Source organism: Bradyrhizobium sp. 197, assembly GCF_023073375.1.
In the GTDB taxonomy this organism is placed as follows: Bacteria; Pseudomonadota; Alphaproteobacteria; order Rhizobiales; family Xanthobacteraceae; genus Bradyrhizobium.
The window spans coordinates 46924-73600 of record NZ_JADPJJ010000175.1 but is presented as its reverse complement, the minus strand read 5'-3'; the positions used below and the strand labels follow the sequence as shown (position 1 = coordinate 73600).

Genomic DNA, 26677 nt, shown 5'->3' with positions numbered 1-26677 from the left:
CCGGCCTCAGGCCGCCGGCGTCGGGCCCTGCTGCATGCGGTGGAAGCGCAGCACCTGCTGCGCGGTCGAGCCGCGCAGGGCTTCGTAAGCGTCGCGCAGCGTCAGCATGTCGGTCTGCGAGCCGCCTGAGAGCTTCTCGCGCAGGGCGATGATCGCGCGCACGCTCGACCATTGCATGGCCGCGACCTTGGCGAGGATCATCACGCCCTCGGTCCGGCTTTCGATCATCATGGTCTCGGCGGTCTCGACCGCGACGCCCGCAAGCGCCGCGAGCCCCGCATTGGTCTCGTCGAACTTGCCTTGCTCTGCGAAGGCGGCGACCTGGAATTCGGTGAGGCGGCCGTCCTCGTGCAGCGACTTCACCAGCGCGCGCGCCATTTCGGTCTGTCGGGTCATGGCGGCGGCGCGGACCCGCTGGGCCGCTTCCTGGACCACGCTGGAGACTTCGTCTGCGAGATCCGGATGCGCGGCCTCCAGCTTCCTGCGCACGCTCAAGGAGGCCTTCGCAATCAGCTTCAGATAGTGATGGCGCGGCAAATCGGGCCGCAAGCCGATGCAAGTGGCGAGATCATCGTCGCGTTCGGCGCGGGTGACGAGGTCGGTGAAACTTCCCTCGGAGAGCCGCGCGCCCGGATTGCTGACGGTCGATTGCACCACGCCCTCGTCGCCGCGGGTCACCAGCACGTCGGTCAGTGCTTCCGACAGCACCCGCCGCAGCGAGATCGCCTTGAGATGCGCCTGCCCTCTGGTGCGCGCGATCTCGATCAGGGTCGCTTCGTCCAGCCGTTCCGATTTCGACAGCACGGGGCCGGAGACCTCGATCACCTCGTCGAGCGCGAGCGTGCGGATGATCTTCGGCGGCGCAGTCGCGATCGGTGCGAGGCGGTCGGCGAGCAGCGCCCTGGCAGACGTCTCGATCTGCTCGATCAGGCATTGGAATATATCGTCGAACACGCGGACGTGGTCGTCTGAATAGTCCACCGCATTACCGATGAAGAGATCAGTGACGCGGCGCAGCGTCTCGACCCGGCGCGCAACTGTGCCGTGCGAGAGCGCAGCTTGCAGTTCCTCGAGCAAATTCTCGGATGATTTTGGGGATTTCGATCTCATTGCCCTGTCCTGGAGCGTTCGGCCCGGCGGTTGCTTCTGTCGCGCCGGGAAAAAATGGATTGGTCAGCTCGTTGCGATGCGGTTGCGCCCTTGTGCCTTGGCGGAATAGAGCGCGCTGTCGGCGCGCACGAGAAACGTGTCGGCAGTATCAACGTCGCGGAGCGTCACGACGCCCGCGGAAATGGTCACGCGCATGCCCAGGGAGAATGCGCTCCAGTCCAGATCTGCGACGATGCCGCGCAGCCGATCGAGCATGCGCGACGCCGCCGCGCCATCCGTTCCCGGCAGCAGCAGCAAAAATTCCTCGCCGCCGTATCGGCCGAAGCAGTCGGCCGGGCGGATATTGGCGAAAATGGTGATCGCGAAGGTGCGCAGCACCTCGTCGCCGACGGGATGGCCGTGGGCGTCGTTGATGCGCTTGAACCAGTCGAGATCAATCAGTGCGATCGCGCAAGGGGTCGACGTCTGCCGCGATTTTTCGATCTCGGCGTCGAGAAGCCGCATGATGCAGCGGCGGTTGTAGGAGCCGGTGAGCTCGTCGAGCTCGGCCAGTTCCTCGATACGCTGATAGGCGGCCTTCAGCTCGATGCTGCGCCGGTACAGGATCTTGCGGAGCGTGGCGCCGAACAGGCCGAGGAAGGCGCACTGGCCGATCACCAGCACGAAGCAGAGCATCGAGGCGGTCCGCTGGAGCCGCGTAGCAACGGGCATGCCGATCGGCAGATCGGAGGCGAGGAAGACGGCGGCGAGGCCGGCGGTCGCGATTGCCCAGGTCAGCATCGCCTGGGCCGAGGTCATGCGCAGCGTGCCGAAGGCGAAAATCAGGAACAGCACGCTGAGGAAGGCGACGCCAATGGTCGGCACCGACAGCAGGAACACGAATTGCAGCGCCATATGCGCCGAGATCTGGAACACGGTGAGATAGTGGTCGGTTTGCCTGTCGCCCACGCCCGCTTCCGACATGACGACGAAGATGCCGATGATCGAGAGACCGCCGACCCAGAACAACGATGGAACGTTCATCGCAACGGCGCCGTCGTAGCCGTAGAGCAGCAGGACGAAGGCGCCGAGCGAGTAGCTGGCGACTTGGCCGATATACATCTGGCGGCGCTGCCGCGTCCGGCGCGCCCGCACCTGGGGCGCAGCTGCATCGGGCACGAGGACGAGATCCGCGACCTCAGCGGCATTCCTCTCGGGAAAGGACGTCGCGGCCGTGCTCATGGTCCCGCCAATGGTAGTTGTCAGACCAAAAATCTACATGGCAAGCCTTTAGGTTTGGTATCCTCCGAAACCGAATCCGCACTGTCCAGCGCGGGAGCGGAGGACGGTCGCGACCGGCCGAGGATTTGTCGTCGGTTAGGGATCGTGTGCGATGCGGTCGAGCCAAAGCATGGCTTCGGAAGACATACGTCGTGCAAGGCTGCTATGGTTCCATGCATGTCGGGCTGTCCAAGTTGGGACGGCATTGCGCAGGAAAGTGCTTCATTACTATGTTACCGTTATTGAGCGAGGCGGCCAGCCGCGGGTGGCAAAAGGAAATTTCGCGTATGTGGGGTAGATCACACAGCCCCCCGTGTGACTGCGGTAGACTGAAGAATTTCGCCCCTCCCGTCGAACCGTCTGCCGCATCGACCCGACCAACCTTGCGAGACGGCCATTGAGCGTGACACAGGCGGCTTCGGACGAGGTCCTAATCGCCAGGATCGCTCAAGGCGACCGGCTCGCCATGCAGGTGCTGTACGGGCGGCACCATGTCAGGGTGTATCGTTTCGGCCTCCGGCTTGTGCGGGACGAGCAGGCGGCGGAAGACCTCATCAGTGAGGTGTTTCTCGACGTCTGGCGTCAAGCCGGCAAGTTCGAGGGCCGATCCGCCGTTTCCACCTGGCTGCTGGCAATCACCCGATTCAAGGCCCTGTCTGCGCTCCGGCGCAGGAAGGATTTTGAGTTGGACGACGACGCCGCGAACGCGATCGAGGACACGTCCGACAATCCGGAAACTGTGGTGCAGAAGAAGGATACCAGTGAAGCGTTGCGGGAGTGTCTGACGGGCCTCTCGCCGGACCATCGGGAAATCGTCGATCTCGTCTACTACCACGAGAAGTCCGTGGAAGAGGTGGCCGAAATCGTTGGCATCCCGGAGAACACTGTGAAGACGCGCTTGTTCTATGCGCGCAAGAAATTGGCCGAACTGCTGAAGGCAGCCGGCATTGAGCGAGGCTGGCCATGATGGCATTGAGCAAGAAGATGCTGGAGCGAGAACCCAGTGAGATCGAGATGCTGCTGCCGTGGCACGCCGCCGGCACGCTGAACGCGCGCGACGCCCGCCGCGTCGAGGAAGCGCTTGCGAGCGATCCCGACCTCGCCAGGCAATATGCCGCGATCCGCGGCGAGTACGAAGAGACCATTCATCTGAACGAGAGCCTGGGTGCTCCGTCGGCGCGCGCGATGCAGAAGCTGTTCGCCGCCATCGACGCCGAGCCGGCGCGGGCCGCCGGTTCGCTGCCGCTGTCGGCGCGCATCGCCACCTTCTTTGCGAGCCTGTCGCCGCGCACGCTGGCCTGGTCGGCGAGCCTGGGCGCCATGGCGCTGGTGCTGCAAGCCGGAATCATCGGCGCCGTGCTGACGAGGACCCAGACTGCGACCTTCCAGACCGCTTCGCTCTCGACCAGCGCGCCGATCACGCGCGAACTCGGTGCGACTGCCGCGCCGTCGCGCGCGCTGGTGCGCTTCACACCCGAGGCGCGCGTCGCCGACATCACGACATTGCTCGACAGCTACCAGGCTTCGATCATCGGTGATGCCAAGGGCGGCATGTTCCGTCTCCAGTTCGACAAGGCGATGAGCCAGGACGAACTCACCTCGCTGCTCGGCAAGATGCAGCGCGAGAAGTTCGTCAATTTGGCCGTCGCGGCACCCTAGACGCGCCGCTGAACCGATGATGCGTAAGTCCGAGAGCAGGTTACGCGCCGGGGCCTACGCTTCGTCGGTCGGAGCTACGCTGCTGCTCGCCGCCTGTCTCGGCGTCGGGGTTGCGCAGGCGCAGGCGATCATGCGCACGCCGACGATCAGCGTCCCCTCGCGCATGCCGACCATTTCTCCCGGCATCGCCGCGCGGGTCGGTCCGGGTGTTGCCGCCCGAGCGGTGGCCGTCGGCCGCGGTCCCGGGCCCGGCCCGATTGTGACATCGAGGATTTCGGCGCGGATGGTACCGACGCCGGTGCTGCCTTATGCGCGCTACTCCCCGAACCTCTATCCCGCCTGTACCGCGCCCTATCGCGACGCCGGCGGCGAATGCCTGGCGCAGCCGAGCGCGGGTGGCGACGGCGCGGGCAAATCGGGCAAGAAGACCGCCGGCAAGGGGCGCGGCAACAACACGCCGGCCGCCGTGGACTTGCGCACCTTCGCCGACCAATTCGTCGCCGAGATCGACGGGGCGCTGTCGTTGGCCGAGGCCGACGAGCTCGCGCGCCGCCATGGCCTGACACGCGTGTCCTCCGAGAATTTTCCGCTGATCGGGGCAACCTTCGGACTGTTCCGCATCACCGACCGCCGCGCTTACGAGACCGTGCGGCGCGAATTCGCCGCCGACGGCAGCGTGCGCTCGGTCCAGCCGAACTTCCGCTACGGACTCCAGGACCAGAAATCGTCGGTGCCGAGCGAGGGAGATCCCGCGCAATATGCGCTGGCCAAGCTCCGCCTGCCGCAGGCACATGCGCTGGCGCATGGCGCCAACGTGACTGTTGCCGTGATCGATTCGGGCATCGACGCCCAACATCCGGAACTTGCCAATTCCATTGCCGAAAATTTCGATGCGCTCGGCAGCGCCGAGGGCCCGCATGTTCACGGCACCGGCGTTGCCGGCGCCATCGTGGCGCATGCCAAGCTGATGGGCAGCGCGCCCGAGGCGCGCATCATCGCCATCCGCGCCTTCGGCGGCACCACCGGCGGGGCCGAGAGCTCGTCCTACATCATCCTGCGCTCGCTGAACTATGCCGCCGAGCACGGCGCGCAGATCGTCAACATGAGCTTTGCCGGTCCCAAAGACGCGGTGATCGAGCGGGCCATCGCGGCGACCGCCGCGCGTGGCCTGGTGCTGATCGCAGCCGCCGGCAATGCCGGCGCAAAGTCGCCGCCGCTTTATCCGGCCGCCAATCCCAACGTGATCGCGGTCAGCGCAACCGACCAGCAGGACCGGCTGTTCACCGCCTCCAACCGTGGCAATTACATCGCGGTCGCGGCACCCGGCGTCGACATCTTCCTGCCGGCGCCTGGCGGCAAATACCAGATGACGTCGGGCACCTCGTTCTCGGCTGCCTATGTCTCCGGCGTCGCGGCGCTGCTGCTCGAGCGCAACTACGCCTTGAAGCCGGAAGCGCTGCGTATGACGCTGGCGAAGACAGCGCGCGACCTCGGCGCACCCGGGCGCGACGATCTCTTCGGCGATGGCGAGGCCGATGCGTTTGCCGCGGTCATGACCGTTCCCGCCAACGGCGCGACGCCGGTTGCGGCTGCGTCCGGTACAACAAAACGTGAAGATATCGAGAAGCGTCGCGACGAGCCTGGCCTCCGCGCAATAGAGCAACCCTCGTTGTCGAGCACCGGCGATAAAGCCACGGTTTCTCAGGCGGATAGGCCGGCGACGCGATAGCGGCTGCGACAACTTTGCGCGCGGTGCGAAGGTCGAAAAATCAAACGCCGCATTGAACGTTCGGCCCGCTGCCACGACCAAATTATGTGGGAGCGGTCATCCCTCCCCATAAGTCATATTAGGCGCGAGCGCCCATCCACCCCAAGCGCCCATATGGCTCGACCCGTCCGGTTGTCCCCCCGGACGGGTCTTTTCTTTTGGGGCATCCGATTTCTTGAAGCCCTGCGCGAGACCAGCTTCTGGTTCAGAGATCGCGACTCGGTCATCGGCATCGCACCGCAGGCGCGCCATGCTTGTGCGAAGCTTGACTCCAAAACCCCTTGAATCTCCGCACGACTACGGAGTTTGACGACGAAAAGGCTGTCGTTGCTGGACAAGTCGGAACTTTTCCACAAAATATTCATGTCGCGTCTAAATTGATTCGTCTGCGTTGCGTCGCGTCCGTATTTTTCTCCTGACGGGCTGGGTTATGACACATCGCCAAGAGGCTGTTCGCGACGTGGCTATTGGCCGCGACATTGCGGCACGCTGGTGCACTCTCGCCGAGCAGCGGCTGGTGCATCTCTCCGAAATGTTCGAGACCGGGCGCTGGCGCCGCTATCACTCCGAGATCGCATTTCTCGAAAACATCCAGGAGGCCAAGCGCGCCGTTCAGACCTGGCGCGCGCTTGCCACCGGCGCTGATGTCGCCACGGCGGCCGCCAGCGTGTCGCCCGCATTCGGCTGGTCGCCCGCGACGATGCCCCGCATGCTCCCGCGCGAGCTACAGGCGCAGGTCATGCAGCCGAAGGCCGTGCACATCGCTCCCGAGACCGCCGTGCCGGTAGGGCTCGATCCGACACCGGACGTTCTCGCCGAAATCACCGAAGCCCCGATCGTGCCGCTTGCCGCGCTTGCCGCGCCTGCAGCGATGGCACCGCTCAAACTGCCCGCTGCCATGGCGCCGCCTACCGCGCCCGTCGCGATGACAGGACCCAAGATACCGGCCGCGATGGCAGCGCCCAGGGCGCCTGCTGCGATGGCGGCGCTTCTGCCGCAGTTCTCTCCGCCCGCCACCGAAATTGTCGCAGCCCCCGAGCGCCTCGTTGAGTTCACCTTCAGCCTCGACGGCCTGGAGGCGAAGTATCCGCTGCTGCGGAACGCGTTCTAAGGCGAACGTTCAAGAGTGCCGCCGCAATGTCTCCCGTCATCCTGAGGCGCGAGGCATGGGACGCAACGCGGCCCATGGAGAGCCTCGAAGGATGCATGGCCCGTCTGCCGACTGCGCGCCTACCGCCGCACCGCATTCCCGCCGACCACCAATTGCGCAAACCGCTGGGCGCCGTCCGCCGACAGATCGGACGTCACGGCGCGCGCGTGATCGAGGCCGACCACGGCGCCGCGCGGGGCTTCCGAGATCATGTTGTTGTTGACGAGCGCGGTGCCGGCGCCCGGCACGACGGATACGCCGACGCCAGCCAGCGCCTTGCGGATCACGTTGCCCGTGATCGCGACGTCGCGGAGATATTTGCCCCAGCCGGCGACGATACCGTAGGACGGCGCATTCTCGATCACGTTGCCGGTAACGGACGCATCCGCCTCGATGTAGATGCCGACGCCGGCATCGTCGTCCGGCGCGGTGCCGATTGGGCGTTTCGGGATCAGATTGCGGATGATGTTGCCCTGGACCACGGAGATGCGGCCGCCTTCGTTGAAATTGCAGACGGAGACGCCGACGGCGGCGCCGTCGACAATGTTGTTGGCGATTACAGCGGCCTCGAACGCGAACTCCGAATAGAGCGCGACCTCGCGCACGTCGCTGACGCTGTTGCCGGTGATATGGATGTTCGATGCCGAATTGCCGCGCACGGCGGAGTAATCGCAGTTTTTGATGCGATTGCCGCGCACGATGACGTTTCCGGCGCGGAAGGCGTTGATGGCGTTGCCGTACTGGCCGGAGCCGCCGGGGCCGGCCTTAATATCCTCGATACGGTTATCGGTGACCAGCGTGCCGTCGTCGCCGATGGCGGTGCGCAGGATCTCGATGCCGTTGTCATTGGTGCCGGTGATGGTGTTGCGGGAGACGCTGAGACCCCTGGCGTCGAACGACACCACCGCCGTCACCGCGATGTTGGTAAAAAGGTTGCCGGAGATGTCGCCCGAGACCTGCTCGAGCCAGACGCCGCTGCCGCCGGAGCCCGTGATCTCGCAATCGGCGATGCGGACGTCGCGCCCCCCGAGCACGTGGATCAGCCCACGTCGTGCCGGCAGCGGAATGCCGCCGCCATCGAAGGTGATGCCGGTGAGGCCGATCGAATCGGAGCGGTCGCTCTGGATCGCCGAGGCTCCGCCAGTGAAGATGAGCTTGGTCGCGCCGCGCACGCCGATCAGTTGCGCGCCATTCGGCAAGCGCAACAGTCCCGTGCGGTAGACGCCGGGTGGCAGCGCCAGCGGCGTCTGAGCCCGCGCGGCCTCATCGATCGCACGCTGGAGCGCACGGGTCTGATCCTCGCTGCTGCCGGGTCGCACACCATACTGCGTGGCATCGCGGCCGAGCAGCGACGTCACCGGCGCCGCGCGCGCAGCATCGGCCGGCATGGCCAGCGCGCCGGCGATGCCTGCGGTCGAAGCTCCGATGAGATGGCGGCGATTGAGGTCCATGACGCGTCCTCCGGCGGACGCGGGGGTCCGCGATGGTTAGGTAGCGCAGGGCGGCTGGTGGCGTGAGGATTGTTCGCGGTAGGGTTAAATGTTTACGCAGTCGTGTTCCGCCCCTTTCGTACCAACTGCACCATCTCCATCAGCATCGCCTCGCCGGCATCGACCAGTTCCTCCAGCGTGATCCGCGGCGCGCCCTTGCGGCGCACGGCGCCACTGCGCGCCAGCAGGGGAATATGGACGAATGCTGCCAGCCGCGGCCCGCCGCCCTTGACGTTCTCGATCGCGCGCCAGCTCAGATAGTTGCAGAGATAGGCGCCGGCATCGCGCGAGGGGCGGGCGTCGATGCCGGTGAGGCGCGCGGCGCGCAGCAGCCTTGCCGTGTGTGGACCGAAACTCATCGCGTCCGCATTGGCGGCGATGCCGCGCTTGCTCGATCGGGTGTTGGCGGCGTCGGGCCAGAGCATGGTGACGGCGTTGCGCGCACGGCTCTCGATGCGCAGATAGGGCGTACGTGCGGCGAGGCCGAACATCAGCATCGCATCCGGCTTCTCTTTCGCTAAAACCTCCGGCAATTGCCGGTCCACCGCGGCATAGGTGACCGGGAAGACGTGGCTGGAGATCGCGGCATCGTCGAGTGCGGGACGGCGCAATTGCGCCAGCCGGGCGACCAGCGGCTGCGTCGGGTTGTAGGGCGCGCCGGGGAAGGGGCCGAAGCCGGTGAGGAGAATGCGGAGCTTGTCGCTCATTGCAGCAACTCCAAAATCTGCTCGGCGGCGAGCGCCGGCGTGAGATGGCCATTGGCCACCTCGGTCTCAACCTTCCGAACCTTCGTCCGCACCGACGCTTCGCTGCGCAGCCGTGCCAGCATACGCTGCTCCAGCATCGACCACATCCATTTCACCTGCTGCTCGCGCCGTCGCGCGGCGAACTCGCCGGATGCGTTCATCGCCTTGCGGTGATCGAGGACCTTCTGCCAGAGTTTTGCAATGCCGTCTCCGGTCAGTGCCGAATAGGTTTCGACCGGCGGATGCCAGTGCTCGGAGCGCGGCGTCAGGATATGCAGCGCGCCGCGATAATCGGCGGCGGTGATGTTGGCGCGCTTGAGATTGTCGCCGTCGGCCTTGTTGATCGCGATCATGTCGGCGAGCTCGACCAGGCCTTTCTTGATGCCTTGCAACTCATCGCCGCCGCCGGGCAGCATCAAAGCGAGGAAGAAATCGGTCATGTCGCAGACCGCGGTCTCGGATTGGCCGATGCCGACGGTCTCGACCAGCACGACGTCGAAGCCGGCTGCCTCGCACAGCAGCATCGCCTCACGCGTCTTGGCGGCGACGCCGCCGAGGGTACCCGAGGATGGCGAGGGCCGGATGAAGGCGTGGTCGGAGGCCGAGAGCTGCGCCATCCGCGTTTTGTCGCCGAGGATCGAGCCGCCGCTGCGCGCCGAGGACGGATCGACAGCGAGCACCGCAACTTTGTGGCCCTGTTCGATCAGATGGGTTCCGAGCGCATCGATGGTCGTGGACTTGCCGACCCCGGGCGAGCCGGTGATGCCGACGCGGACCGCCTTGCCGGTGTCGGGCAGGAGCATCTGCACCAGCTCACGCGCCAGCGCCTGATGGTCGCCGCGCCGGCTCTCGACCAGCGTGATGGCCCGCGCTAGCGCCGCGCGGCTGCCGACGCGGAGGTCTTGGGCGAGGGATTTGATGTCCAGTGAAGGCTTTTTCTCAACCATGCCCTGCTTTACAACGCCCGCGCGGGGCAGGCGAGGGTTGCTCGCCCGATATCACCGGGATGTCGCCGCCACTCCCGTCCGTACTGGTTTCAGCTTCCGCCACGCCCAGACCATCACCGGCCACAGCAGCGCCCCGATCGCCATGGCGGCGAGGATGGCGGCGACGGGGCGCTCGAAGAACGGCAGGATGCTGCCGTCGGACTTGATCAGCGAGGTCACGAAAGCCTGCTCGACCATGGTGCCCATGACGATGCCGAGCACCATCGCGGCGACGGGATAGCCGTTGGCCTCCATCACATAACCGATGATGCCGAAGGCGGCGACGGTGACGACGCCGAACATGTTGTTGCCGATCGCGAACGAGCCGACAGCGCAGCACAGCATGATGATCGGCATGATTGCGGAGCGCGGTGCCAGCAGGATGTAGGCGGCGATCCGGATCATGGCGATGCCCAGCGGGATCATCAAAATGTTCGCGATGATGAACATCAGGTAGATCGCGTACATGCTCGACGCTTTCTCCGTGAAAAGCGTCGGCCCGGGGTTGAGCCCCTTCATATAGAGCACGCCGATCGCGATCGCGGCGATGGTGTCACCGGGGATGCCGAACAGCAGCGACGGCACCCAGCCCGAGGCGATGCTGGCATTGTTGCTGGCGCCGGCCTCGACCAAGCCTTCGACATGGCCGGTGCCGAATTTTTCCGGCTCCTTGGAGAAGCGCTTTGACATCGCATAGGAGACCCAGGCGGCCATGTCGGCGCCGGCGCCGGGCAGCACGCCGATGATGATGCCGACGATGTTTCCGCGCGTCATCTGCCAATGGTATTTCTTCGTCAGCATCCACTGGCCGGCCATGATGCTTCCGAATTTGCGCCGCGGCAGCGGCGGCGGCTCCGGCGTCAGCATCGCGCGCATCACCTGCGCCACCGCGAACACGCCGACCAGTGCCGGGATCGGCTCGATGCCGCCGAACAGGTCCGTGAGGCCGAAAGTGAAGCGCGGCACGCCGCCGGGATTTTCGATGCCGATGCAGGAAACCAGCAGGCCGAGGAACATGCCCGCGATCGCCTTGACCGGCGAGGAGCGCGCCACCAGCGTCGCGCACATCAGGCCGAGCAACGCCAGCCAGAAATATTCGAAGGTCGAGAACGACAGCGCGATCTCGGCCAGTGGCGGCGCCAGGATCATCAGCGACAGCACGCCGGCGATGCCGCCGACGGCCGAGAACCAGACGCCGGCCCCGAGCGCCAGCTCGGCCTGCCCCTTGCGGGTCATAGCGTAAGCCTCGTCCGCATAGGCGGCGGAGGCTGGCGTGCCGGGGATGCGCAGCAGCGCACCCGGGATATCGCCGGAGAAGATCGCCATCGAGGACGCTGCGACGATGGTCGCGATCGCCGCGATCGGCGAGAGATAGAAGGTGACGGGGACGAGCAGGGCGGTTGCCATCGTCGCCGACAGGCCCGGCAGCGAGCCGATCACGAGCCCGTACACGGAGGCTGCGAACATCGCGATGATGACCTCCCAGGTGGAGATCAGTGCGAACGCTTCAATCAGGGTTTTCAGCATGGGATCACCAGGGCGTCGGCAGCAGGCCGGCGGGAAGCGGCACGCGCAGCAGCTTGCCGAAGATGAGATGGATGGCGAAGGGCGACAGCGCGGCGAGCGGCAGCGCCAGCTTCCACTTCGCCCCTAACGCGGTCGAGGTGACATAGACCATGATCGCCGCGGTGATGATGAAGCCGAGCCGGTCGGCCGCGACCACGTAGAACAGCAGCAGCGCCGGCGGCAGCAGCGCGCGCAGGCTGTAGAACTTGCCCTGCGGCGGCGCTGCGGCGGCGGCTTGGCCGTCCTCGAGCGGGATCAGCTCTTCCTCCTCCTCGAAGGTGTGACCGATGCCGAACACGATCGCGAGCCCGCACAGCGCAAGGCCGATGCCGATCACGAGCGGAAACACGTTGGGGCCGACCGGCTGCCCCGGCACCGGCGGCAGCAGCCAGCCGCCATAGGCAGAAGCTGCGCCGAGCACGACGAGAAACGATCCCGTGACCGAGTCGGGAAGACGCATGGGAGGAGTCCTATGAAAGAGGTTCTCCCTCTTCCCGCGCGCGGGGAGAGGCGATCAGCGCGTACAATCCCGGCATCATCCCGGTGCCGGATGCCGGATCACGCCTTGCTCAGACCCGCCGCCTTCATCGCCTCGCCCATCTGGGCGTCGCCCTTGTCCATGAAGCTGCCGAACTGGCCGGCATCGCCCCACACCGTGCCGAAGCCGCGATTGCTCATGAAGTCCTTGAACTCGGCGGAGTCATAAACCTTCTTCAGCGCCGCGGTGAGCTTCGTCGCAATCTCCGGCGGCAGGTTCTTTGGCGCGCCGATCCCGCGCCAGGCGCCGGTCGCGTAGTCGATGCCCATCGCCTCCTTCAGCGTCGGCACGTCCTTGAAGATCGGATTGCGCGCTGGCGCCATGATGGCAAGGCTCCTGGCCTTGCCGGCCTCGATGATGGCGCGGGCTTCCGGCACCGAGCAGGTGGTGAGGTCGAGGCCGCCGGCGGCGAGATCCTGCATTGCGGGCGCGGCACCGTTCGACGGCACCCAGGCGACCTGGTTGGCGGGCAGGCCCATCGCTTGCATCCAGCCGACCAGCGCGAGATGCCAGATGCCGCCCTGGCCGGTGCCCGAGGCCTTGAACTTGCCGGGAGGGGCCGCCTTGATCGCCTCGGCGAGCTCCTTCACCGTCTTGTAGGGCGAGGAGGAGGAGACCTGGATACCCGGCGGGTCCTCGTTCATCAGCGCCAGCGGGGTGTAGCTCTTCGGCGCCAGCTCGGTCAGCCCCTGCCAGTGCATCATCGAGATTTCGACCGTGAGCATGCCGATGGTGTAGCCATCGGGCTGCGCGGTCGCGATCGCGGTATGGCCGACGACACCGGACCCGCCGGTGCGATTGACCACGTTGAAGGGTTGGCCGAGATCCTTTTCCAGAAGGGCTGCGACAATCCGCGCAGTCGCGTCGGTGCCGCCGCCCGCGCCCCAGGGCACGATCACGGTGACGGGCCGCGCCGGGTAGGCTTGCGCAAATGCGGGAGTGAGGCCGAAAGCGGCGGATGCCGCGACCGCGGCAGTTGAGGCCGCAAAGGTGCGGCGCGTAATCTTGGACATGAATGCCTCCCAGCGGCGCCCGTGATACCGGGCGCTCTTGTCAATGGCGGCATTCTAGTCGGCTTTGCAGCGCCGCTGCAAGGTAGCGCTACCAGCGCATTTTGTGAGCAATGCGGCGCTGCTCAAACGATGGTCACTGCGGCTCTTCGGCGTCGGCCTTCGGGCGCGCGCCGCCGAACATGCGGGTGCCTTCCGCGCTGAGATAAGGCTTCAGCGTTTCCCACGGCGCGAATGCGACATATTCGCCCTCGGCGTAGGGTCCGACTGCATAGGGCGGGTAGTGGAAAGTGAGCCCGGAACTCTTGCCCGCATCGGTCGAAGGCGCGAGCGTCACAGCGCCGATCTTGAGCAGGCTCGGCTCCACGCTTTTGAACCATTCATCGGTCGCGGTCTCGCTGGTATCGCGCTTCTTCTTCTCGAACTTCAGCGAGGCGATCACGGCCTTTACCATCGCCTTCATGGTTGGGCCGTTGTCGGCGGTCTCGGTGAAGAACGGGCGGATCGAGATGCGCTTGTTCTCTGCCTTGTCCCACAGGATCGTGTTCACGTCCGAATTGGGATGGGCGCCGTGGGTATCCATGTAGTCGTTGCGGAGAATGCTGACATAGCGCTCCGCGACGACGGAGCGGATCGCATATTTGCGATCAAAGTCCCAGCCGCCGTCCCTGAAGAACTGCGGATCCTCTTTGCGCGAGGCGGCAGCTTCAGCCGCGTTCTTGTCGAGCCACTTTTTGCCCTCAGCGAGACAATCCGCCGCCAGCGTCGGGGCAGCCTTGATCTTGTCGTCGAGGAAGACGCGCGCCTCGATGCTCTTGTTTTTGATGACGGCGTCGGGTTTGGGGTCGGCGGCGAGAGAGGGACCCAACAACGCGCCGCAAGCTGCGATCACAGCCAGTGTGTGCGTGAACGTTGGCGCGGAAAATATCACGCAATGCCCTTCTTGCCTGAGATCGACGGCGACACTACTCCGCCGCCTCGCTATGTCCGAGCCGGGCGTTCAGCTTGCGGATCAGCTCCTCGGCCGCGTCCGCGATCACCGTGCCCGGCGGGAAGATCGCTTCGGCGCCGGCCGCATAGAGCGCGTCGTAATCCTGTGGCGGCACCACGCCGCCGACGATGATCATGATGTCGTCGCGGCCCTGCTTCTTCAGCGCGGCCTTCAATTCCGGTACCGCCGTGAGGTGGGCGGCGGCGAGGGAGGAGACGCCGAGGATGTGCACGTCGTTCTCGACTGCCTGCCGCGCGGCTTCGTCGGCGGTCGCAAACAGCGGCCCGATGTCGACGTCGAAGCCGATGTCGGCGAAGGCTGACGCGATCACCTTCTGGCCGCGGTCGTGACCGTCCTGGCCGATTTTTGCGACCAGGATGCGTGGGCGGCGGCCTTCGGCTTCCTCGAAGGCGTCGATCAGCGCCTGAACCTTCTCGACCCGGTTACCCATGCTGGACGCCTCCCGCTTGTAGACGCCGGTGATCGACTTGATCTCGGCGCGGTGCCGGCCGAACACCTTTTCCATCGCGTCCGAAATCTCGCCGACGGTCGCCTTCGCGCGCGCGGCGTCGATGGCGAGCGCGAGCAGATTGCCGTTGCCTTCGCCGGCCGAGCGCGTGAGTGCTGCGAGGGCGGCGTCGACGTCCTTCTGGTCGCGTTCGGATTTCAGCCGCGTCAGCTTGTCGATCTGGAGCCGGCGGACATTGGTGTTGTCGACCTTGAGAATGTCGATCGGGGCTTCGTCCGTCGGCTTGTACTTGTTGACGCCGATCACGGCCTGCTTGCCGGCATCGATCCGGGCCTGGGTCTTGGCCGAAGCTTCCTCGATGCGTAGTTTCGGCACGCCGGCCTCGATCGCCTTCGCCATGCCGCCGAGCTCCTCGACCTCCTGGATGTGGCTCCACGCCTTGGCAGCGAGGTCGCGCGTGAGGCGCTCGACGTAATACGAGCCGCCCCAGGGGTCGATGATGCGAGTGGTGCCGCTCTCCTGCTGGAGGAAGAGCTGGGTGTTGCGGGCAATGCGCGCGGAGAAATCGGTCGGCAGCGCCAGCGCCTCGTCGAGTGCGTTGGTGTGCAGCGACTGGGTATGGCCCTGCGTCGCCGCCATCGCCTCCACGGTGGTGCGCATCACGTTGTTGAAGACATCCTGCGCGGTCAGGGACCAGCCCGATGTCTGGCAATGCGTGCGCAGCGAGAGCGAACGCGGGTCTTTCGGATTGAACGGCTTGAGCAGCTTCGCCCAGAGCAGCCGCGCGGCGCGCATCTTGGCGACTTCCATGAAGAAGTTCATGCCGGTCGCCCAGAAGAACGACAGCCGCGGCGCGAAGCGGTCGACGTCGAGGCCCGCCGCCAGGCCGGCGCGAAGATATTCGACGCCGTCGGCCAGCGTATAGGCGAGCTCGAGGTCCTGCGTCGCGCCGGCCTCCTGCATGTGATAACCGGAGATCGAGATCGAATTGTATTTCGGCATTTTCTGCGAGGTGTATGCAAAAATGTCCGAGATGATCCGCATCGAAGGCGCGGGCGGATAGATATAGGTGTTGCGCACCATGAACTCTTTCAGAATGTCGTTCTGAATTGTCCCTGAGAGCTTTTCCGGCGCCACGCCCTGTTCGCCCGCGGCGGCGACATAGAGCGCGAGGATCGGCAGCACCGCGCCGTTCATGGTCATGGACACGCTCATCTGGTCGAGCGGAATTCCCGCAAACAGCGTGCGCACGTCGTAAATGGAATCGATCGCAACGCCGGCCATGCCGACGTCGCCGCCGACGCGCGGATGGTCGCTGTCATAGCCGCGATGGGTGGCGAGGTCGAAGGCGACCGAGAGCCCCTTCTGTCCGGCTGCGAGGTTGCGGCGGTAGAATGCGTTGGAATCCTCCGCCGTGGAGAAGCCGGCATATTGCCTGACGGTCCAGGGCTGGTTGACATACATGGTCGGGTAAGGGCCGCGCAGATAGGGCGCGATGCCCGGATAGGTATCGAGGAAATCAAGCCCGGCGAGATCGGCCTCGCCATAGGCGGGTTTCACCAGAATGCCCTCGGGCGTCAGCCAGGGCTCGGCGCTGCCTGATGGCGCGGCGCATGTGGTCCGCTCGAAGGCGATGTCTGCGAAGTTCGGAATGCGGCTCATGGTTTCAACCATATCATAGGCGCTCAATCATGGTCCGGATGCTGATGGCTGACGATGGTCGCCATCTTCTCCGGTCCGTAATTCTGCTGCGTGGTCTGGCTCGGCAAATTGGAGATGCCGACCACCCAGCCCAGGCGGGATTCGGTGCCGAACTGCCGCGTCGGCACGATCTGGTCGGGGCGGTCGAAGGCGCCGGTCATGATCTCGATCCGGTCGCCGTCGATGCGGCCAAAACTCAGCGGCGTGCCGCAGGCGGCGCAATAGCCACGTTCGGCGATGGATGAGGAGCGGAAGAACGACGGCTTCCCCTTGGTCCAAGCAAAGTCCGTCTTGTTGATGTCGGCAAAGGAGGCGAACGGCGCGCCGCTGGCCTTCTGGCACATCCGGCAGTGGCAGATCGAAACCTTGTTGGGTGCTTCCGTCAACGCAAAGCGGACCGCGCCGCATTGGCAGCCGCCGGTGAGAACGGGTTTGCCTGCTTCCGTCATGGCTGCTCCATCCGTCGATAGGCGTCCTGCAATGTCGCAAGCGCATCGCCACCGGCGAAGACGAAGCCCGTGACGCCGGCGGCACGCAGCGCCGCCTCGGTATCCGTCGGGCGGCCTGCCAGATAGATAAGTCTGCTACCTGCGGTTTGCAGGGCCTTCGCCGTTGCCTCGGCATGTTCCGCATAAACCTTGTCACTGGAACAAAGGCAGGCGAACTCGGCGCCGGAGGCCTTGAACGCGGCAGCTAACTGGGATGGATCGGCAAAGCCCTCGCTGTCGACGGCCTGAATGCCGCCGGTCTCGAACAAGCTTTTGGCAAAGGTCGCCCGCGCCGTGAAATCGGCGGGCGTGCCGAGATTGGCCAAAAACACTTTTGGCCGCGCGCCGCGCGCCTTCAACGCCGCGTCCGATTTGTCGCGCAGCGCCTCGAACGGTTCCGCCAGCCGGATCGGCGACAGCGCGTCGAACTTGTATTTTTGCTCGCCGTAGGGCGCGAGCGCGACCGGCGTCGCGTTCAGCACCGCCGTCTCGCGCTCATGCAGGTTCGGGAACTCGCTGGCGCCGGTCAACACGTCGCGGCGCTTTGCGATGCTGGCCTCACGCGCTTTTCGCGCGGCCGCGACCTTGCTCTGGAACACGCCTTGCTGAAGCGCGGCAAAAGCGCCGCCGGCTTTCTCGCTCTCCTGGAACAGTGCCCAGGCCGCGTCGCAGAGCTGCGCCGTCAGCGTCTCGATGCCGCCTGCGCCCGCCGCGGGATCGCTGACCTTGGCGAGGTTGCTCTCTTCCAGCAGCACGGCTTGCGTGTTGCGGGCCACGCGCCGCGCGAAGGGATCGGGCAGACCCAGCGCCAGCGTGTGCGGCAGCACGGTGATCGCGTTGGCGCCGGCGAGTCCCGCCGCAAACGTCGCCATGGTCGCGCGCAGTATGTTCACATCGGGATCGCGCTGCGTCAGCATGCGCCAGGCGGTATCGGCGGCGACGAACAATGGCCTTGGCGTGAGCCCGCACGCCGTCTCAATGCGCGCCCAGAGCAGCCGCAGCGCGCGGAATTTTGCCATGGTGAGGAACTGGTCTGCATCCGCCGCAAGCCGCGCATAGACCATGCCCTGCGCCTGCTCCAGCGGAACGCCGGCGCCTTCAATCGCGCGCAAATAGGCGACACCGCAGGCGAGCACAAAGGCGAGCTCCTGCGCCTCGGAGCCGCCGGCATCGTGGATCACGCGTCCGTCGGCCGAAGCAAACGGCCCCTTGAAGCCGAGCGCGACGAGGCCCTTGATGCCGCCGGTCACGGCAGGAACGATCTCCTCCCAGCTATAAGGGCTGTGGCCCCACACCGCGCCGGCCGCGAGCGGGTCGAGCCCGAAGCGGATGTCGCAGGCACCGGGATCGATGCCGTTGCCCTTCACATATTCCGCGAGATGGATCGCCGCCATCCGCGATTGCGGACCGATCTCAAGCTCGAGGCCGATGCCGGCATCGAGATGGACGTCCTTCAAGATCTTTGCGACTGCGTCTGCGGTCGGTTCCAGCCCGAACCCGTGGGCGCCATTGCCGCCGGCGAACACCAGCGCAAGCCCCGTCGCGCCATTTTCGAGATCGGTCAGAGCTTGCGCATTCGCCGCACTTGCATCGGGATGGTCGATCCGCTGCATGATCTGCCAGGGCGCCGCCGCCAGCCGCCCCACCACGGGCGCAACGCCTTTGGCGCGCGGATAGAGCGGTTCGATCCTGACACCGTCATAGGTCTTGCCGACCAGCTTTTCGAACGGCGCGCCCTTCAGCACGCCATCGACCAGCTTGCGCCAGTCTTCGACGGTCGCCTTGGGAAAATCCGCCGCCAGCGGCAGGTCGTCAGTCACGGAGGTCATACGGCCAAGGGCTCCCGGAAATCTTGTTGTGCGCGGGCGAAATTGCCACGGCCGGCCGTCCCTGCAAACGGTTGTTTTTGGTTAACCGGTATCCGGAAGCCGCTCAATGCCTTGCGTCGAGACGCTGGCTAGCCCGTCGCGCACACGAATGCCGGCGATCACGCGGTCGGGCGCAATCTCGGCCAGCGGCACCAGCACGAAGGCGCGCTCGAACAGGCGCGGATGCGGCAACGTCAAATCGGGCTTCTGAAACGACACATCGTCATAGGCGATCATGTCGAGATCAAGCGTGCGCGGGCCCCAGCGCCGCTCTTTGTCGCGCGTGCGGCCGAATTTTTGCTCGACCTTCTGCATTACGAACAGCAGCGCGTGCGGATCGAGATCGGTCTCGATCTCGACGCAGGCGTTGATGAAGGGATCCTGGTCTTCGTCGCCCCAAGGCGGCGTCGAATAGTCCGACGAGCGCGCGATCATCGCAGCTTGCGCCATGCCGCAGATATGGGCGATCGCCTTTTGGAACGTCGCGCGGACATTGCCGACATTGCCGCCGAGTGCGATCAGCACGCTTGCCATGTCAGGGCTGCCGCGAGCGCGTCAGCATGATGCCGACGTCGTCGAAGATCGCGGCGATTGGCGCATGCGGCTTGTGCACGGTAATCTTGACCGCACGGATGCGCGGAAAATGCGACAGGATGGCGTCGGCCACCGCGCCGGCCGCGCGCTCCAGCAGCTTGTAATTGGTGTTCTTGAACGCGGCCGTCGTGGTCGCCACGACGTCGGCGTAGGACACGGTGTCGGCTAGCCGGTCGCTGCGCGAAGGCTCCGACAGGTCCGTATAAAGCTCGAGGTCGATGACAAAACGCTGGCCGACCTCGGTCTCGTGCTCCATCACGCCGTGACGGGCATGGATCGACAGGCCGGTTACGAAGATCGTATCGGTCATGGCTTGCTCTCGATTGCGTGCGCCACTCGCAGGGCCTGCAAGGTCTCGGCGACGTCATGGGTCCGGATGATTTTTGCGCCGCGCTGCGCGGCGATCAGATGCGCGGCGATCGAGCCGGCGAGCCGCTCTTTCGGCTCCGACGGCGACACCGAAGCGATGAAGCGCTTGCGCGACGCGCCGACAAGGACCGGCAGGCCGAACATGTCGAATTCACGCAACCGCGCCAGCGCGGTCATGCTCTGCTCGGCCGTCTTGCCGAAGCCGATGCCGGGATCGAGCACGATCTTGTCGCGGGCGATGCCGGCTTGTGCGGCGATGTCGAGCGAGCGCTGAAAGAACGCGGTCATGTCCGCGATGATGTCGATAGCGGGATCGACGCTGTCGCGGTTGTGCATGACGATGACGGGGACGCCCTTGGCGGCCACCAGCGGCGCCATGCCGGCGTCGCGTTGCAGGCCCCAGACGTCGTTGGCGATCGCAGCGCCCTGGGCGAGCGCGAACGCCACCACCTCCGCCTTCATGCTGTCGATCGAGACCGGCACGCCGAGCGACACGACGCCTGCCAGCACCGGGTTGAGCCGTACCAGTTCGTCTTCCGCCGTGACCGGCCGGGCACCCTTGTAGGGCCGGGTGGACTCGGCACCGATATCGATGATGTCGACGCCGGCCTCGATCATCGCCCGCGCCCGCGCGATTGCCTGCTCGGGCGCGATGAATTCGCCGCCGTCGGAGAAGGAATCCGGGGTGATGTTGAGCACGCCCATCACCGCCGGGATCGGCCGCTCGAGAAGCGTCCGCAGCACGTCAGGCCCGACTGAACCGGCCGCCGGGACGGATGGGGAAAGCGAGGCATTCATGCGCGTCGCTTTGCGCGGTCGGGAAGGGGGAGTCAAGAAGGGAGGGGGGCGCAAATACGTGCCACTCTATCACCATCCTGAGGTGGCCGCTTCTTCAGCGGCCCTCGAAGGGCGACGGCCCGGCGCTCTCCGAGTGGTGGCAGCGGTGGCCGTTCATCCTTCGAGGCTCTCCACGGGACGCGTCGCGTCCCGTGCCTCGCACCTCAACCGACAACCGCTTCGCGGTTGCGCGGGGATGACGGAGCTACCATCAATACGAAATCTTCGGCGGCAGCTTCTTCGCCTTGGCGATGATGTCGCCGACCGACTTCTCGGAAGGAAGGATGCGGAGGAGCTTTTTCTTTTCGTTGGCATCGCGCATGCTCTGTGCGAGCCTTGCCGGATTCCGATAAGAGAGCTCGCGCACGGTGGTGACGCCGGCAGCGCGGACCAGTCCGACCTTGGCCCTGCCCATGCCGGGGATACGCATGTAGTCGGAGACGTTGGCCCATTCCAACAGCAGCTGCTCGCTGATGCCGGTCTTGGCGGAGAGCGCCTTGCGGCCCTTCACGGTTGAGGCCGCTTCGAGCAGCGCATCGGTTGTGCGGATACCTTGCGCCTTCAACTTGTTGGCGGCAAAGATCGACAGGCCCTCAATCTCGGAGATCGGATATGTCATGATACTCGATATGAAATGCGCAAGCTTCAGGCGAACTGGCTGAGGCCCGGTGTCCCCGCGATGATCTTGCCCATCTGATCCGCTCCGATTTTGTCTCGGCCGAAGCGAAAAAGTTCACGGGCGACGTTCTGAATCTCGGACATGCCAAGTCCCAGGCCCATCAGGCGCGTGCCGACGGCCATCAGGCCGCCGCCCATCAGCCGCGACAGTCCGCCGCCGCTCCTGGACGCCTCGATTGCGGCCTCCGCACCGGGGATATGATCAATCAGGGTCTGGACACTGTCGGAAGGCCCCTCGTTGCGGAGGAAGCCCAGGATAATGCCGACCGTCTTTTCAGCGTCAGCACTATCTATGCTGGCGATTGTCGCCAGCCGTCCGATCAGCTCGTCCATATGGCCTGCCCCTCAGCCGGTTCACATGCCGGGTATTGTTTTCCAGAATGATCTTGAGCCGGTGTGATGTGAAATACAAGCGATGAACGCCACCAACGTTCCGATTCATTCTCGAACGCGCGGCAAGTGTTGCAGCGATGCAAGAGCGGAGATGGAATCGGCGAAAAAATGCCGCGGTGCGAATGCGTCGTTCCTACTTTCGACGGATGCCGCTCGCATGTTTCCGATAATGTCGCATGCTTGGAGCGCGTGGAATGGTTTTAATCGGCGCGCAACATGCGTTAAAGTACGGAACTGGTGCATTCGAGTTTCGATACGCGAAACACGGCAGAGAGATCAGAGAGAATAATGACCGCACAGGACAGTAAGCTCGGCGACACCGACGACAAGATCTTCGTCGGCAAGGGAGACGAGCAGGCGTGGCTGACACTGGCGCTCGCCAATCGCCACGGCCTCGTCACGGGTGCAACGGGAACCGGCAAGACGGTGACGCTGCAAGTCATGGCGGAAGGATTTGCGCGCGCCGGCGTTCCGGTCTTCGCCTCCGACATCAAGGGTGACCTCTCCGGCATCTCCGAGGTTGGCGAAGCCAAAGACTTCATCCTCAAGCGCGCCACCGAGATGGGGCTGACATTCCAGCCGGACCAGTTCTCGACGGTGTTCTGGGACGTATTCGGCGAGCAGGGACACCCGGTGCGGGCGACCGTCACGGAAATGGGCCCGCTGCTGCTTGCACGCATGCTCGACCTGAACGACGTGCAGGAAGGCGTGCTCAACGTCGCCTTCCGCGTCGCCGACGACAACGGGCTTGTCCTGATCGACATGAAAGATTTGCGGGCGCTACTCGATGCCATCGTGCCCGACAGCAGCAAGAAGGGGCCGGACGCCGCGGCGGATCCGCTCGCCGAGATTCGCAAAGCCGCGCAGGGTTTTGGCAACGTCACCAAGGCCACCGTCGGCACCATCCAGCGCCAGCTTCTGGTGCTGGAGAACCAGGGCGGCACCAAATTCTTTGGCGAGCCGGCGCTGACGCTGAAAGACTTCATGAAGACCGACCGCGACGGCCGCGGCATGGTCAACATTCTCGTCGCCGACAAGCTGCTCCAGAGCCCACGGCTTTACGCGACATTCCTGCTGTGGATGTTGTCAGAACTGTTCGAGGAGCTGCCGGAGGCCGGCGATTTGCCAAAGCCGAAGCTGGTATTCTTCTTCGACGAGGCGCATCTGCTTTTCAACGACGCGCCCAAGGCGCTGATGGACAAGATCGAGCAGGTGGTGCGTCTGATCCGCTCCAAAGGCGTCGGCGTTTATTTCGTGACGCAAAACCCGGTCGACGTGCCCGACCGCGTGCTCGGGCAATTGGGCAACCGGGTGCAGCACGCGCTGCGCGCCTTCACGCCGCGCGACCAGAAGGCGGTCGCCGCCGCGGCCCAGACTTTTCGGCCCAACCCGAAGCTCGACACCGCCAAGGTGATCATGGAGCTCGGCAAGGGTGAGGCGCTGGTGTCCTTTCTCGAAGGCAACGGCACGCCCGCGATGGTCGAGCGGGTGATGATCCGGCCGCCCTCGGCCCGGATCGGACCGATTACGCCGGCAGAGCGGAAGGCGATCATGGATGCAAGCCCGGTGAAGGGCAAATACGACACCGCCGTTGATGATGAGTCCGCCTACGAGATGATCCAGAAGCGCATTGCCGGCACGGCTGCGCCTGCCGATCCAGGCGCGGCGGGCGGTGGAGGCGGCGGCATCCTCGGCCAGATCGGCTCGATCGTCGGCACCATCTTCGGCACCAACGTCAAGCGCGGCCGCCTGTCGACGGGCCAGGTCATCGCGCGCGACATGACCCGATCGGTGACCAACCAGGTGATCGGGGGGATGGCGGCCAATATCGGCAAATCGGTCGCCGGCCAGCTTGGTGGCTCGATCGGCCGCACGCTGGTCCGCGGCGCGCTCGGCGGCCTGCTGCGGCGCTAGGCATGCAGTCGCCGTTTTAGGCCGTTCGCCGTATCAGGCCGTTTTCGGGAAGTTGCCTGATGCGCGACGGGAACAAATTCGGGTGAACAGGACTCTCCAAGCGTCCATCGGTCTGCTAGGTGCTATGGCCCATGACTGGACCACACCGTGACCTCACCTGAATCTTTCGCCGAACCCGGCGCACTCCGAACCCTGTCGCTGCGTGCGCCGCTCGACCTGCTCTTCCTGCTCTGCTGCTTCATCCTGGCCGCCGACGTCCTCGGTCCAGAGATCTTCGGGCATGGCAAGACCAAGGATTACGGGCTGTGGTACTGGGCCGGGCAGCAGGTCTTGCAGGGCGGGCCGCTCTATCCCGACGACATCCATGAGTACTTCGAGTTCATCTACCCACCGCTGCCGGCAATCCTGCTGGCGATCCCGAGCTGGTTCGGCAAGGTCGCGCTCTACACTGTGCTGTCGATCCTGAATATTGTGGCGTGGTGGTACACGGGAATGTTTTCCAACGCCATGACCGGCTCGGGCCACAGGCCCGGCCCCTGGCTGGAGGCGCTGCCCGCTTTCGTCACCGTGACTTTCGTGTTCGACATGTTCGATCTCGGCCAGCCGAACCTCGTCCTGCTGGCGATGATGCTCTACGGCTTCTGGAGCTTGCAGCATCAGCGCTCCTGGCTTGCAGGCTTCATGTTCGCGCTCGCCACCGCCATCAAGGTGTTTCCCATTGCGGTGCTGCCCTATCTGGTCTGGCGACGGAAGTGGGGGGCCGCCGTTGCAACAATTGCCTTCACCGGCATGCTTCTCTATGTCGTGCCGGCACCCATTCGCGGCTTCGAGCGCAACGCCGCCGAGCTCAAGACCTGGTATCAGGGCATGGTCGGGTCGAGCTCGGAAAAGGGATTTGGCCAGCGCGACGAGCAGAACTGGTCGTGGGTGAACCAGTCCCTCATTGCTGTCACGCACCGGCTGGTCCGGCCGATCAACTACAATCAGGAAGATGCCAACAAGCCGCCGCGCACGATGAATGTCATCGACGTCGATTACAGGACGGCGAACTGGATCGTGCTGGTGCTGTCGGCGTTGCTCGGACTCGCCTTCGTCGCGGTCATGCCACGGCAGGGGCGGCGAACGGCGCGGTCGGACGCCGAAGAGCTCGGCATCCTGTTCTGCCTGATGACGGTGGCATCACCCCTGGCGCGGCAATACTACTTCATGTGGCTGTTCTTCCCGATGACGGTGCTGATGCATCGCGCCGCCTTCGACGAGCGGGCGAACGTACGCCTGGGAACCTGGCTCGCCCTAGGCGCCGCCGGCGTGCTCATGCTGCTGTCGCTGCCGTGGTTTCCCAATGTCTTTCAAGCCTGGGGCAATAACCTCGTCGCCACGGCGGTCCTCGCAGGTAGCCTCGCATGGCACATCCGCCATCCGCCGGATGCGGCTGGTCCCAAGGCCGCGGCAGCGCTAAAAGCCAAGACATCTTGAACGCAGGGAACACGACCATGGCCAATGCACAGCTTCAATCCGTGCTCGACCACATCGACAAGGATTTCGACAACAGCCTGGAGCGTCTGTTCTCGCTGTTGCGGATCAAGTCGATCTCCGCCGATCCCGCCTTCGCGGCGGATTGCAAGGCGGCGGCCGAACATCTGGCCAAGGACATCGCGAGCCTCGGCGTTGCGACTGAAGTGAGGCCGACCGCCGGCCATCCCGCGGTCGTCGGCAAGAGTGTCGCCGGTGGCCGGCCGCATGTGCTGTTCTACGGTCACTACGACGTGCAGCCCGTCGATCCGCTCGATCTCTGGCACCGTCCGCCATTCGAGCCTGTTGTCACCGACCATGCAGACGGCCGCAAGATCATCGTCGCGCGCGGCGCCGAAGACGACAAAGGCCAGGTCATGACCTTCGTCGAGGCCTGCCGCGCCTGGAAGAAGCTGACGGGCTCGCTGCCGATTGACGTCACTTTCCTGATCGAAGGCGAGGAAGAGGTCGGCTCGAAGAATTTCGTGCCATTCATCGAAGCCAACAAGGCCGAGTTTGGGGCGGACTACGTGCTGGTCTGCGACACCGGCATGTGGGATCGCGACACGCCGGCTATCACGACGTCGTTGCGCGGCCTGCTCTATGAAGAGCTGAAGATCACCGCCGCCAATCGCGACCTGCATTCAGGCGTGTTCGGCGGTACGGCGATGAACCCGATCCGGGTGCTGACCAAAATTCTGGGCGGCCTGTTCGACGACGACAACCGCATCACCATCCCCGGCTTCTATGACGGGGTGAAGGATGCACCGCCGGACATTCTCGCGCAGTGGAAGAAGCTCGACTTCACGCCGGAGACGTTCCTCAAGCCAGTCGGGCTATCGATACCGGCCGGCGAGAAGGGCCGGCTCCTGGTCGAGCAGGCTTCCACGCGTCCGACCTGCGACGTCAACGGCATCTGGGGCGGCTATATCGGCGAGGGCTCCAAGACGGTGATTCCGTCACACGCATCGGCAAAGGTGTCGTTCCGATTGGTCGAAGGCCAGGATCCCGCGAAGGTCCGCAAGGCTTTCCGCGAGTATGTGTCGGCGCGGATTCCGGGAGATTGCAGAGTTGAATTCGGCGACCATTCCGCCGGGCCTGCGATTGCGCTCGACTGGAACATGAAGCCGCTCGCCGCGGCCAAGACCGCGCTGACCGAGGAATGGGGCAAGGAGACCGTGCTGATGGGATCGGGCGCCTCGATCCCGATCGTCGCCGACTTCAAGCGCACGCTGGGGCTCGACTCGCTGCTCGTCGGCTTCGGTCTGGACGACGACAATATCCACTCGCCGAACGAGAAGTACGACCTGCGCAGCTTCCAGAAAGGTATCCGCTCCTGGGCCCGCATCCTCGCCGCGCTCGCGGAAGTGAAGTAGGGCGAAAACTCTATCTCGTCATTGCGAGCGAAGCGGCGAAGCGAAGCAATCCAGAATCTCTCCGCCGGGCGACTCTGGATCGGTTCGTCGCAAAAGCTCCTCGCAATGACGAGCAGAGGAGGCCGCACCAAATAAAAACGCCGCCCGGAATTAGGCGGCGTTTTATTCGAAAAGGTGTAGAGGTTAGTTGACCGCTACCTTACA

Annotated in this window: 24 protein-coding genes; 7 read left to right on the top strand and 17 right to left on the bottom strand. The window is 64.9% G+C overall.

Features of this window, described 5'->3' with window-relative positions; translation table 11 throughout:
• Positions 1 to 6: 6 nt before the first annotated feature.
• Positions 7 to 1110 (bottom strand): DUF2336 domain-containing protein, encoded by a 1104-nt coding sequence (locus IVB27_RS38420; protein ID WP_247447789.1) that lies wholly within the window; start codon positions 1108 to 1110, stop codon positions 7 to 9.
• A 63-nt stretch (positions 1111 to 1173) separates the two neighbouring features.
• The gene (locus IVB27_RS38415) at positions 1174 to 2331 is read right to left on the bottom strand and encodes a GGDEF domain-containing protein (protein WP_247447788.1); all 1158 of its coding nucleotides are present in this window, start codon (positions 2329 to 2331) and stop codon (positions 1174 to 1176) included.
• 436 nt (positions 2332 to 2767) lie between these two features.
• On the opposite strand from IVB27_RS38415, the gene IVB27_RS38410 reads away from it, so the two are divergent.
• From IVB27_RS38410 to IVB27_RS38395, 4 genes are all read left to right on the top strand, one after another.
• Positions 2768 to 3337, top strand: coding sequence for a sigma-70 family RNA polymerase sigma factor (locus IVB27_RS38410; RefSeq protein ID WP_247349887.1), 570 nt, complete (start codon positions 2768 to 2770; stop codon positions 3335 to 3337).
• Positions 3334 to 4029, top strand: coding sequence for a hypothetical protein (locus IVB27_RS38405; protein WP_247447787.1), 696 nt, complete (start codon positions 3334 to 3336; stop codon positions 4027 to 4029). The genes IVB27_RS38410 and IVB27_RS38405 overlap by 4 nt, the downstream gene beginning before the upstream one ends.
• A gap of 16 nt (positions 4030 to 4045) precedes the next feature.
• Complete coding sequence (locus tag IVB27_RS38400; RefSeq protein WP_247447785.1) at positions 4046 to 5758, top strand: S8 family serine peptidase; 1713 nt, start codon at positions 4046 to 4048, stop codon at positions 5756 to 5758.
• 499 nt (positions 5759 to 6257) lie between these two features.
• Positions 6258 to 6908, top strand: a complete 651-nt coding sequence (locus IVB27_RS38395; RefSeq protein WP_247447806.1) for a TIGR03809 family protein — start codon at positions 6258 to 6260, stop codon at positions 6906 to 6908.
• Positions 6909 to 7027: 119 nt separating this feature from the next.
• Here IVB27_RS38395 and IVB27_RS38390 read toward each other — a convergent pair whose 3' ends face one another.
• From IVB27_RS38390 to IVB27_RS38320, 15 genes are all read right to left on the bottom strand, one after another.
• Complete coding sequence (locus IVB27_RS38390; protein ID WP_247447784.1) at positions 7028 to 8398, bottom strand: TIGR03808 family TAT-translocated repetitive protein; 1371 nt, start codon at positions 8396 to 8398, stop codon at positions 7028 to 7030.
• A gap of 92 nt (positions 8399 to 8490) precedes the next feature.
• Complete coding sequence (locus IVB27_RS38385) at positions 8491 to 9144, bottom strand: pyroglutamyl-peptidase I (RefSeq protein WP_247447783.1); 654 nt, start codon at positions 9142 to 9144, stop codon at positions 8491 to 8493.
• A complete protein-coding gene (gene meaB / locus IVB27_RS38380; protein ID WP_247447782.1) occupies positions 9141 to 10130 on the bottom strand; it encodes a methylmalonyl Co-A mutase-associated GTPase MeaB in 990 nt (329 codons plus the stop codon). Before meaB ends, IVB27_RS38385 begins: the two co-directional genes overlap by 4 nt.
• A gap of 51 nt (positions 10131 to 10181) precedes the next feature.
• The gene (locus tag IVB27_RS38375) at positions 10182 to 11696 is read right to left on the bottom strand and encodes a tripartite tricarboxylate transporter permease (protein ID WP_247447781.1); all 1515 of its coding nucleotides are present in this window, start codon (positions 11694 to 11696) and stop codon (positions 10182 to 10184) included.
• A gap of 4 nt (positions 11697 to 11700) precedes the next feature.
• Positions 11701 to 12195: a tripartite tricarboxylate transporter TctB family protein gene (locus IVB27_RS38370; RefSeq protein WP_247349896.1), complete on the bottom strand. Its 495-nt coding sequence runs from the start codon at positions 12193 to 12195 to the stop codon at positions 11701 to 11703.
• Positions 12196 to 12293: 98 nt separating this feature from the next.
• Complete coding sequence (locus IVB27_RS38365; protein ID WP_247447780.1) at positions 12294 to 13286, bottom strand: tripartite tricarboxylate transporter substrate binding protein; 993 nt, start codon at positions 13284 to 13286, stop codon at positions 12294 to 12296.
• A 133-nt stretch (positions 13287 to 13419) separates the two neighbouring features.
• Positions 13420 to 14214 (bottom strand): RsiV family protein, encoded by a 795-nt coding sequence (locus IVB27_RS38360; RefSeq protein WP_247447779.1) that lies wholly within the window; start codon positions 14212 to 14214, stop codon positions 13420 to 13422.
• Between the two features lie 34 nt (positions 14215 to 14248).
• Positions 14249 to 16405, bottom strand: coding sequence for a methylmalonyl-CoA mutase (gene scpA / locus IVB27_RS38355; protein ID WP_247447804.1), 2157 nt, complete (start codon positions 16403 to 16405; stop codon positions 14249 to 14251).
• Between the two features lie 23 nt (positions 16406 to 16428).
• Positions 16429 to 16893 (bottom strand): GFA family protein, encoded by a 465-nt coding sequence (locus IVB27_RS38350; RefSeq protein ID WP_247447778.1) that lies wholly within the window; start codon positions 16891 to 16893, stop codon positions 16429 to 16431.
• Entirely contained in the window at positions 16890 to 18761 is a 1872-nt protein-coding gene (locus IVB27_RS38345; protein ID WP_247447777.1) for a methylmalonyl-CoA mutase family protein, read from the bottom strand. Before IVB27_RS38345 ends, IVB27_RS38350 begins: the two co-directional genes overlap by 4 nt.
• Positions 18762 to 18842: 81 nt before the next feature.
• A complete protein-coding gene (folK, locus tag IVB27_RS38340) occupies positions 18843 to 19334 on the bottom strand; it encodes a 2-amino-4-hydroxy-6-hydroxymethyldihydropteridine diphosphokinase (RefSeq protein WP_247447776.1) in 492 nt (163 codons plus the stop codon).
• Position 19335: 1 nt separating this feature from the next.
• Entirely contained in the window at positions 19336 to 19704 is a 369-nt protein-coding gene (folB, locus tag IVB27_RS38335) for a dihydroneopterin aldolase (RefSeq protein ID WP_247349902.1), read from the bottom strand.
• Positions 19701 to 20561 (bottom strand): dihydropteroate synthase, encoded by an 861-nt coding sequence (gene folP, locus IVB27_RS38330; RefSeq protein WP_247447774.1) that lies wholly within the window; start codon positions 20559 to 20561, stop codon positions 19701 to 19703. Before folP ends, folB begins: the two co-directional genes overlap by 4 nt.
• 250 nt (positions 20562 to 20811) lie before the next feature.
• On the bottom strand, positions 20812 to 21219 hold the full coding sequence (locus IVB27_RS38325; RefSeq protein ID WP_247447773.1) for a DUF4332 domain-containing protein: 408 nt from the start codon (positions 21217 to 21219) through the stop codon (positions 20812 to 20814).
• A gap of 26 nt (positions 21220 to 21245) precedes the next feature.
• Complete coding sequence (locus IVB27_RS38320) at positions 21246 to 21611, bottom strand: DUF2267 domain-containing protein (protein ID WP_247447772.1); 366 nt, start codon at positions 21609 to 21611, stop codon at positions 21246 to 21248.
• Positions 21612 to 21959: 348 nt separating this feature from the next.
• Here IVB27_RS38320 and IVB27_RS38315 point away from each other — a divergent pair, with 348 nt between their 5' ends.
• The 3 genes from IVB27_RS38315 to IVB27_RS38305 all read left to right on the top strand — a co-directional run bounded on the left by IVB27_RS38315 (position 21960) and on the right by IVB27_RS38305 (position 26473).
• Positions 21960 to 23585, top strand: a complete 1626-nt coding sequence (locus IVB27_RS38315; RefSeq protein WP_247447771.1) for a helicase HerA-like domain-containing protein — start codon at positions 21960 to 21962, stop codon at positions 23583 to 23585.
• A gap of 147 nt (positions 23586 to 23732) precedes the next feature.
• On the top strand, positions 23733 to 25061 hold the full coding sequence (locus IVB27_RS38310) for a glycosyltransferase family 87 protein (RefSeq protein ID WP_247447770.1): 1329 nt from the start codon (positions 23733 to 23735) through the stop codon (positions 25059 to 25061).
• 17 nt (positions 25062 to 25078) lie between these two features.
• A complete protein-coding gene (locus IVB27_RS38305) occupies positions 25079 to 26473 on the top strand; it encodes a M20/M25/M40 family metallo-hydrolase (protein ID WP_247447769.1) in 1395 nt (464 codons plus the stop codon).
• Positions 26474 to 26677 lie beyond the last annotated feature (204 nt).

Excerpts from the sequence above, each read along its gene's own strand:
- IVB27_RS38370 (WP_247349896.1), bottom strand. The coding sequence starts at position 12,195 with ATGCGTCTTCCCGACTCGGTCACGGGATCGTTTCTCGTCGTGCTCGGC.
- IVB27_RS38400 (WP_247447785.1), top strand. The coding sequence starts at position 4,046 with ATGATGCGTAAGTCCGAGAGCAGGTTACGCGCCGGGGCCTACGCTTCG.
- folP (WP_247447774.1), bottom strand. The coding sequence starts at position 20,561 with ATGAATGCCTCGCTTTCCCCATCCGTCCCGGCGGCCGGTTCAGTCGGG.
- IVB27_RS38420 (WP_247447789.1), bottom strand. The coding sequence starts at position 1,110 with ATGAGATCGAAATCCCCAAAATCATCCGAGAATTTGCTCGAGGAACTG.
- scpA (WP_247447804.1), bottom strand. The coding sequence starts at position 16,405 with ATGAGCCGCATTCCGAACTTCGCAGACATCGCCTTCGAGCGGACCACA.
- IVB27_RS38345 (WP_247447777.1), bottom strand. The coding sequence starts at position 18,761 with ATGACCTCCGTGACTGACGACCTGCCGCTGGCGGCGGATTTTCCCAAG.
- IVB27_RS38385 (WP_247447783.1), bottom strand. The coding sequence starts at position 9,144 with ATGAGCGACAAGCTCCGCATTCTCCTCACCGGCTTCGGCCCCTTCCCC.
- IVB27_RS38375 (WP_247447781.1), bottom strand. The coding sequence starts at position 11,696 with ATGCTGAAAACCCTGATTGAAGCGTTCGCACTGATCTCCACCTGGGAG.
- IVB27_RS38315 (WP_247447771.1), top strand. The coding sequence starts at position 21,960 with ATGACCGCACAGGACAGTAAGCTCGGCGACACCGACGACAAGATCTTC.
- IVB27_RS38305 (WP_247447769.1), top strand. The coding sequence starts at position 25,079 with ATGGCCAATGCACAGCTTCAATCCGTGCTCGACCACATCGACAAGGAT.
- folK (WP_247447776.1), bottom strand. The coding sequence starts at position 19,334 with ATGGCAAGCGTGCTGATCGCACTCGGCGGCAATGTCGGCAATGTCCGC.
- IVB27_RS38415 (WP_247447788.1), bottom strand. The coding sequence starts at position 2,331 with ATGAGCACGGCCGCGACGTCCTTTCCCGAGAGGAATGCCGCTGAGGTC.
- IVB27_RS38325 (WP_247447773.1), bottom strand. The coding sequence starts at position 21,219 with ATGACATATCCGATCTCCGAGATTGAGGGCCTGTCGATCTTTGCCGCC.
- meaB (WP_247447782.1), bottom strand. The coding sequence starts at position 10,130 with ATGGTTGAGAAAAAGCCTTCACTGGACATCAAATCCCTCGCCCAAGAC.
- IVB27_RS38405 (WP_247447787.1), top strand. The coding sequence starts at position 3,334 with ATGATGGCATTGAGCAAGAAGATGCTGGAGCGAGAACCCAGTGAGATC.
- IVB27_RS38320 (WP_247447772.1), bottom strand. The coding sequence starts at position 21,611 with ATGGACGAGCTGATCGGACGGCTGGCGACAATCGCCAGCATAGATAGT.
- folB (WP_247349902.1), bottom strand. The coding sequence starts at position 19,704 with ATGACCGATACGATCTTCGTAACCGGCCTGTCGATCCATGCCCGTCAC.
- IVB27_RS38390 (WP_247447784.1), bottom strand. The coding sequence starts at position 8,398 with ATGGACCTCAATCGCCGCCATCTCATCGGAGCTTCGACCGCAGGCATC.
- IVB27_RS38350 (WP_247447778.1), bottom strand. The coding sequence starts at position 16,893 with ATGACGGAAGCAGGCAAACCCGTTCTCACCGGCGGCTGCCAATGCGGC.
- IVB27_RS38365 (WP_247447780.1), bottom strand. The coding sequence starts at position 13,286 with ATGTCCAAGATTACGCGCCGCACCTTTGCGGCCTCAACTGCCGCGGTC.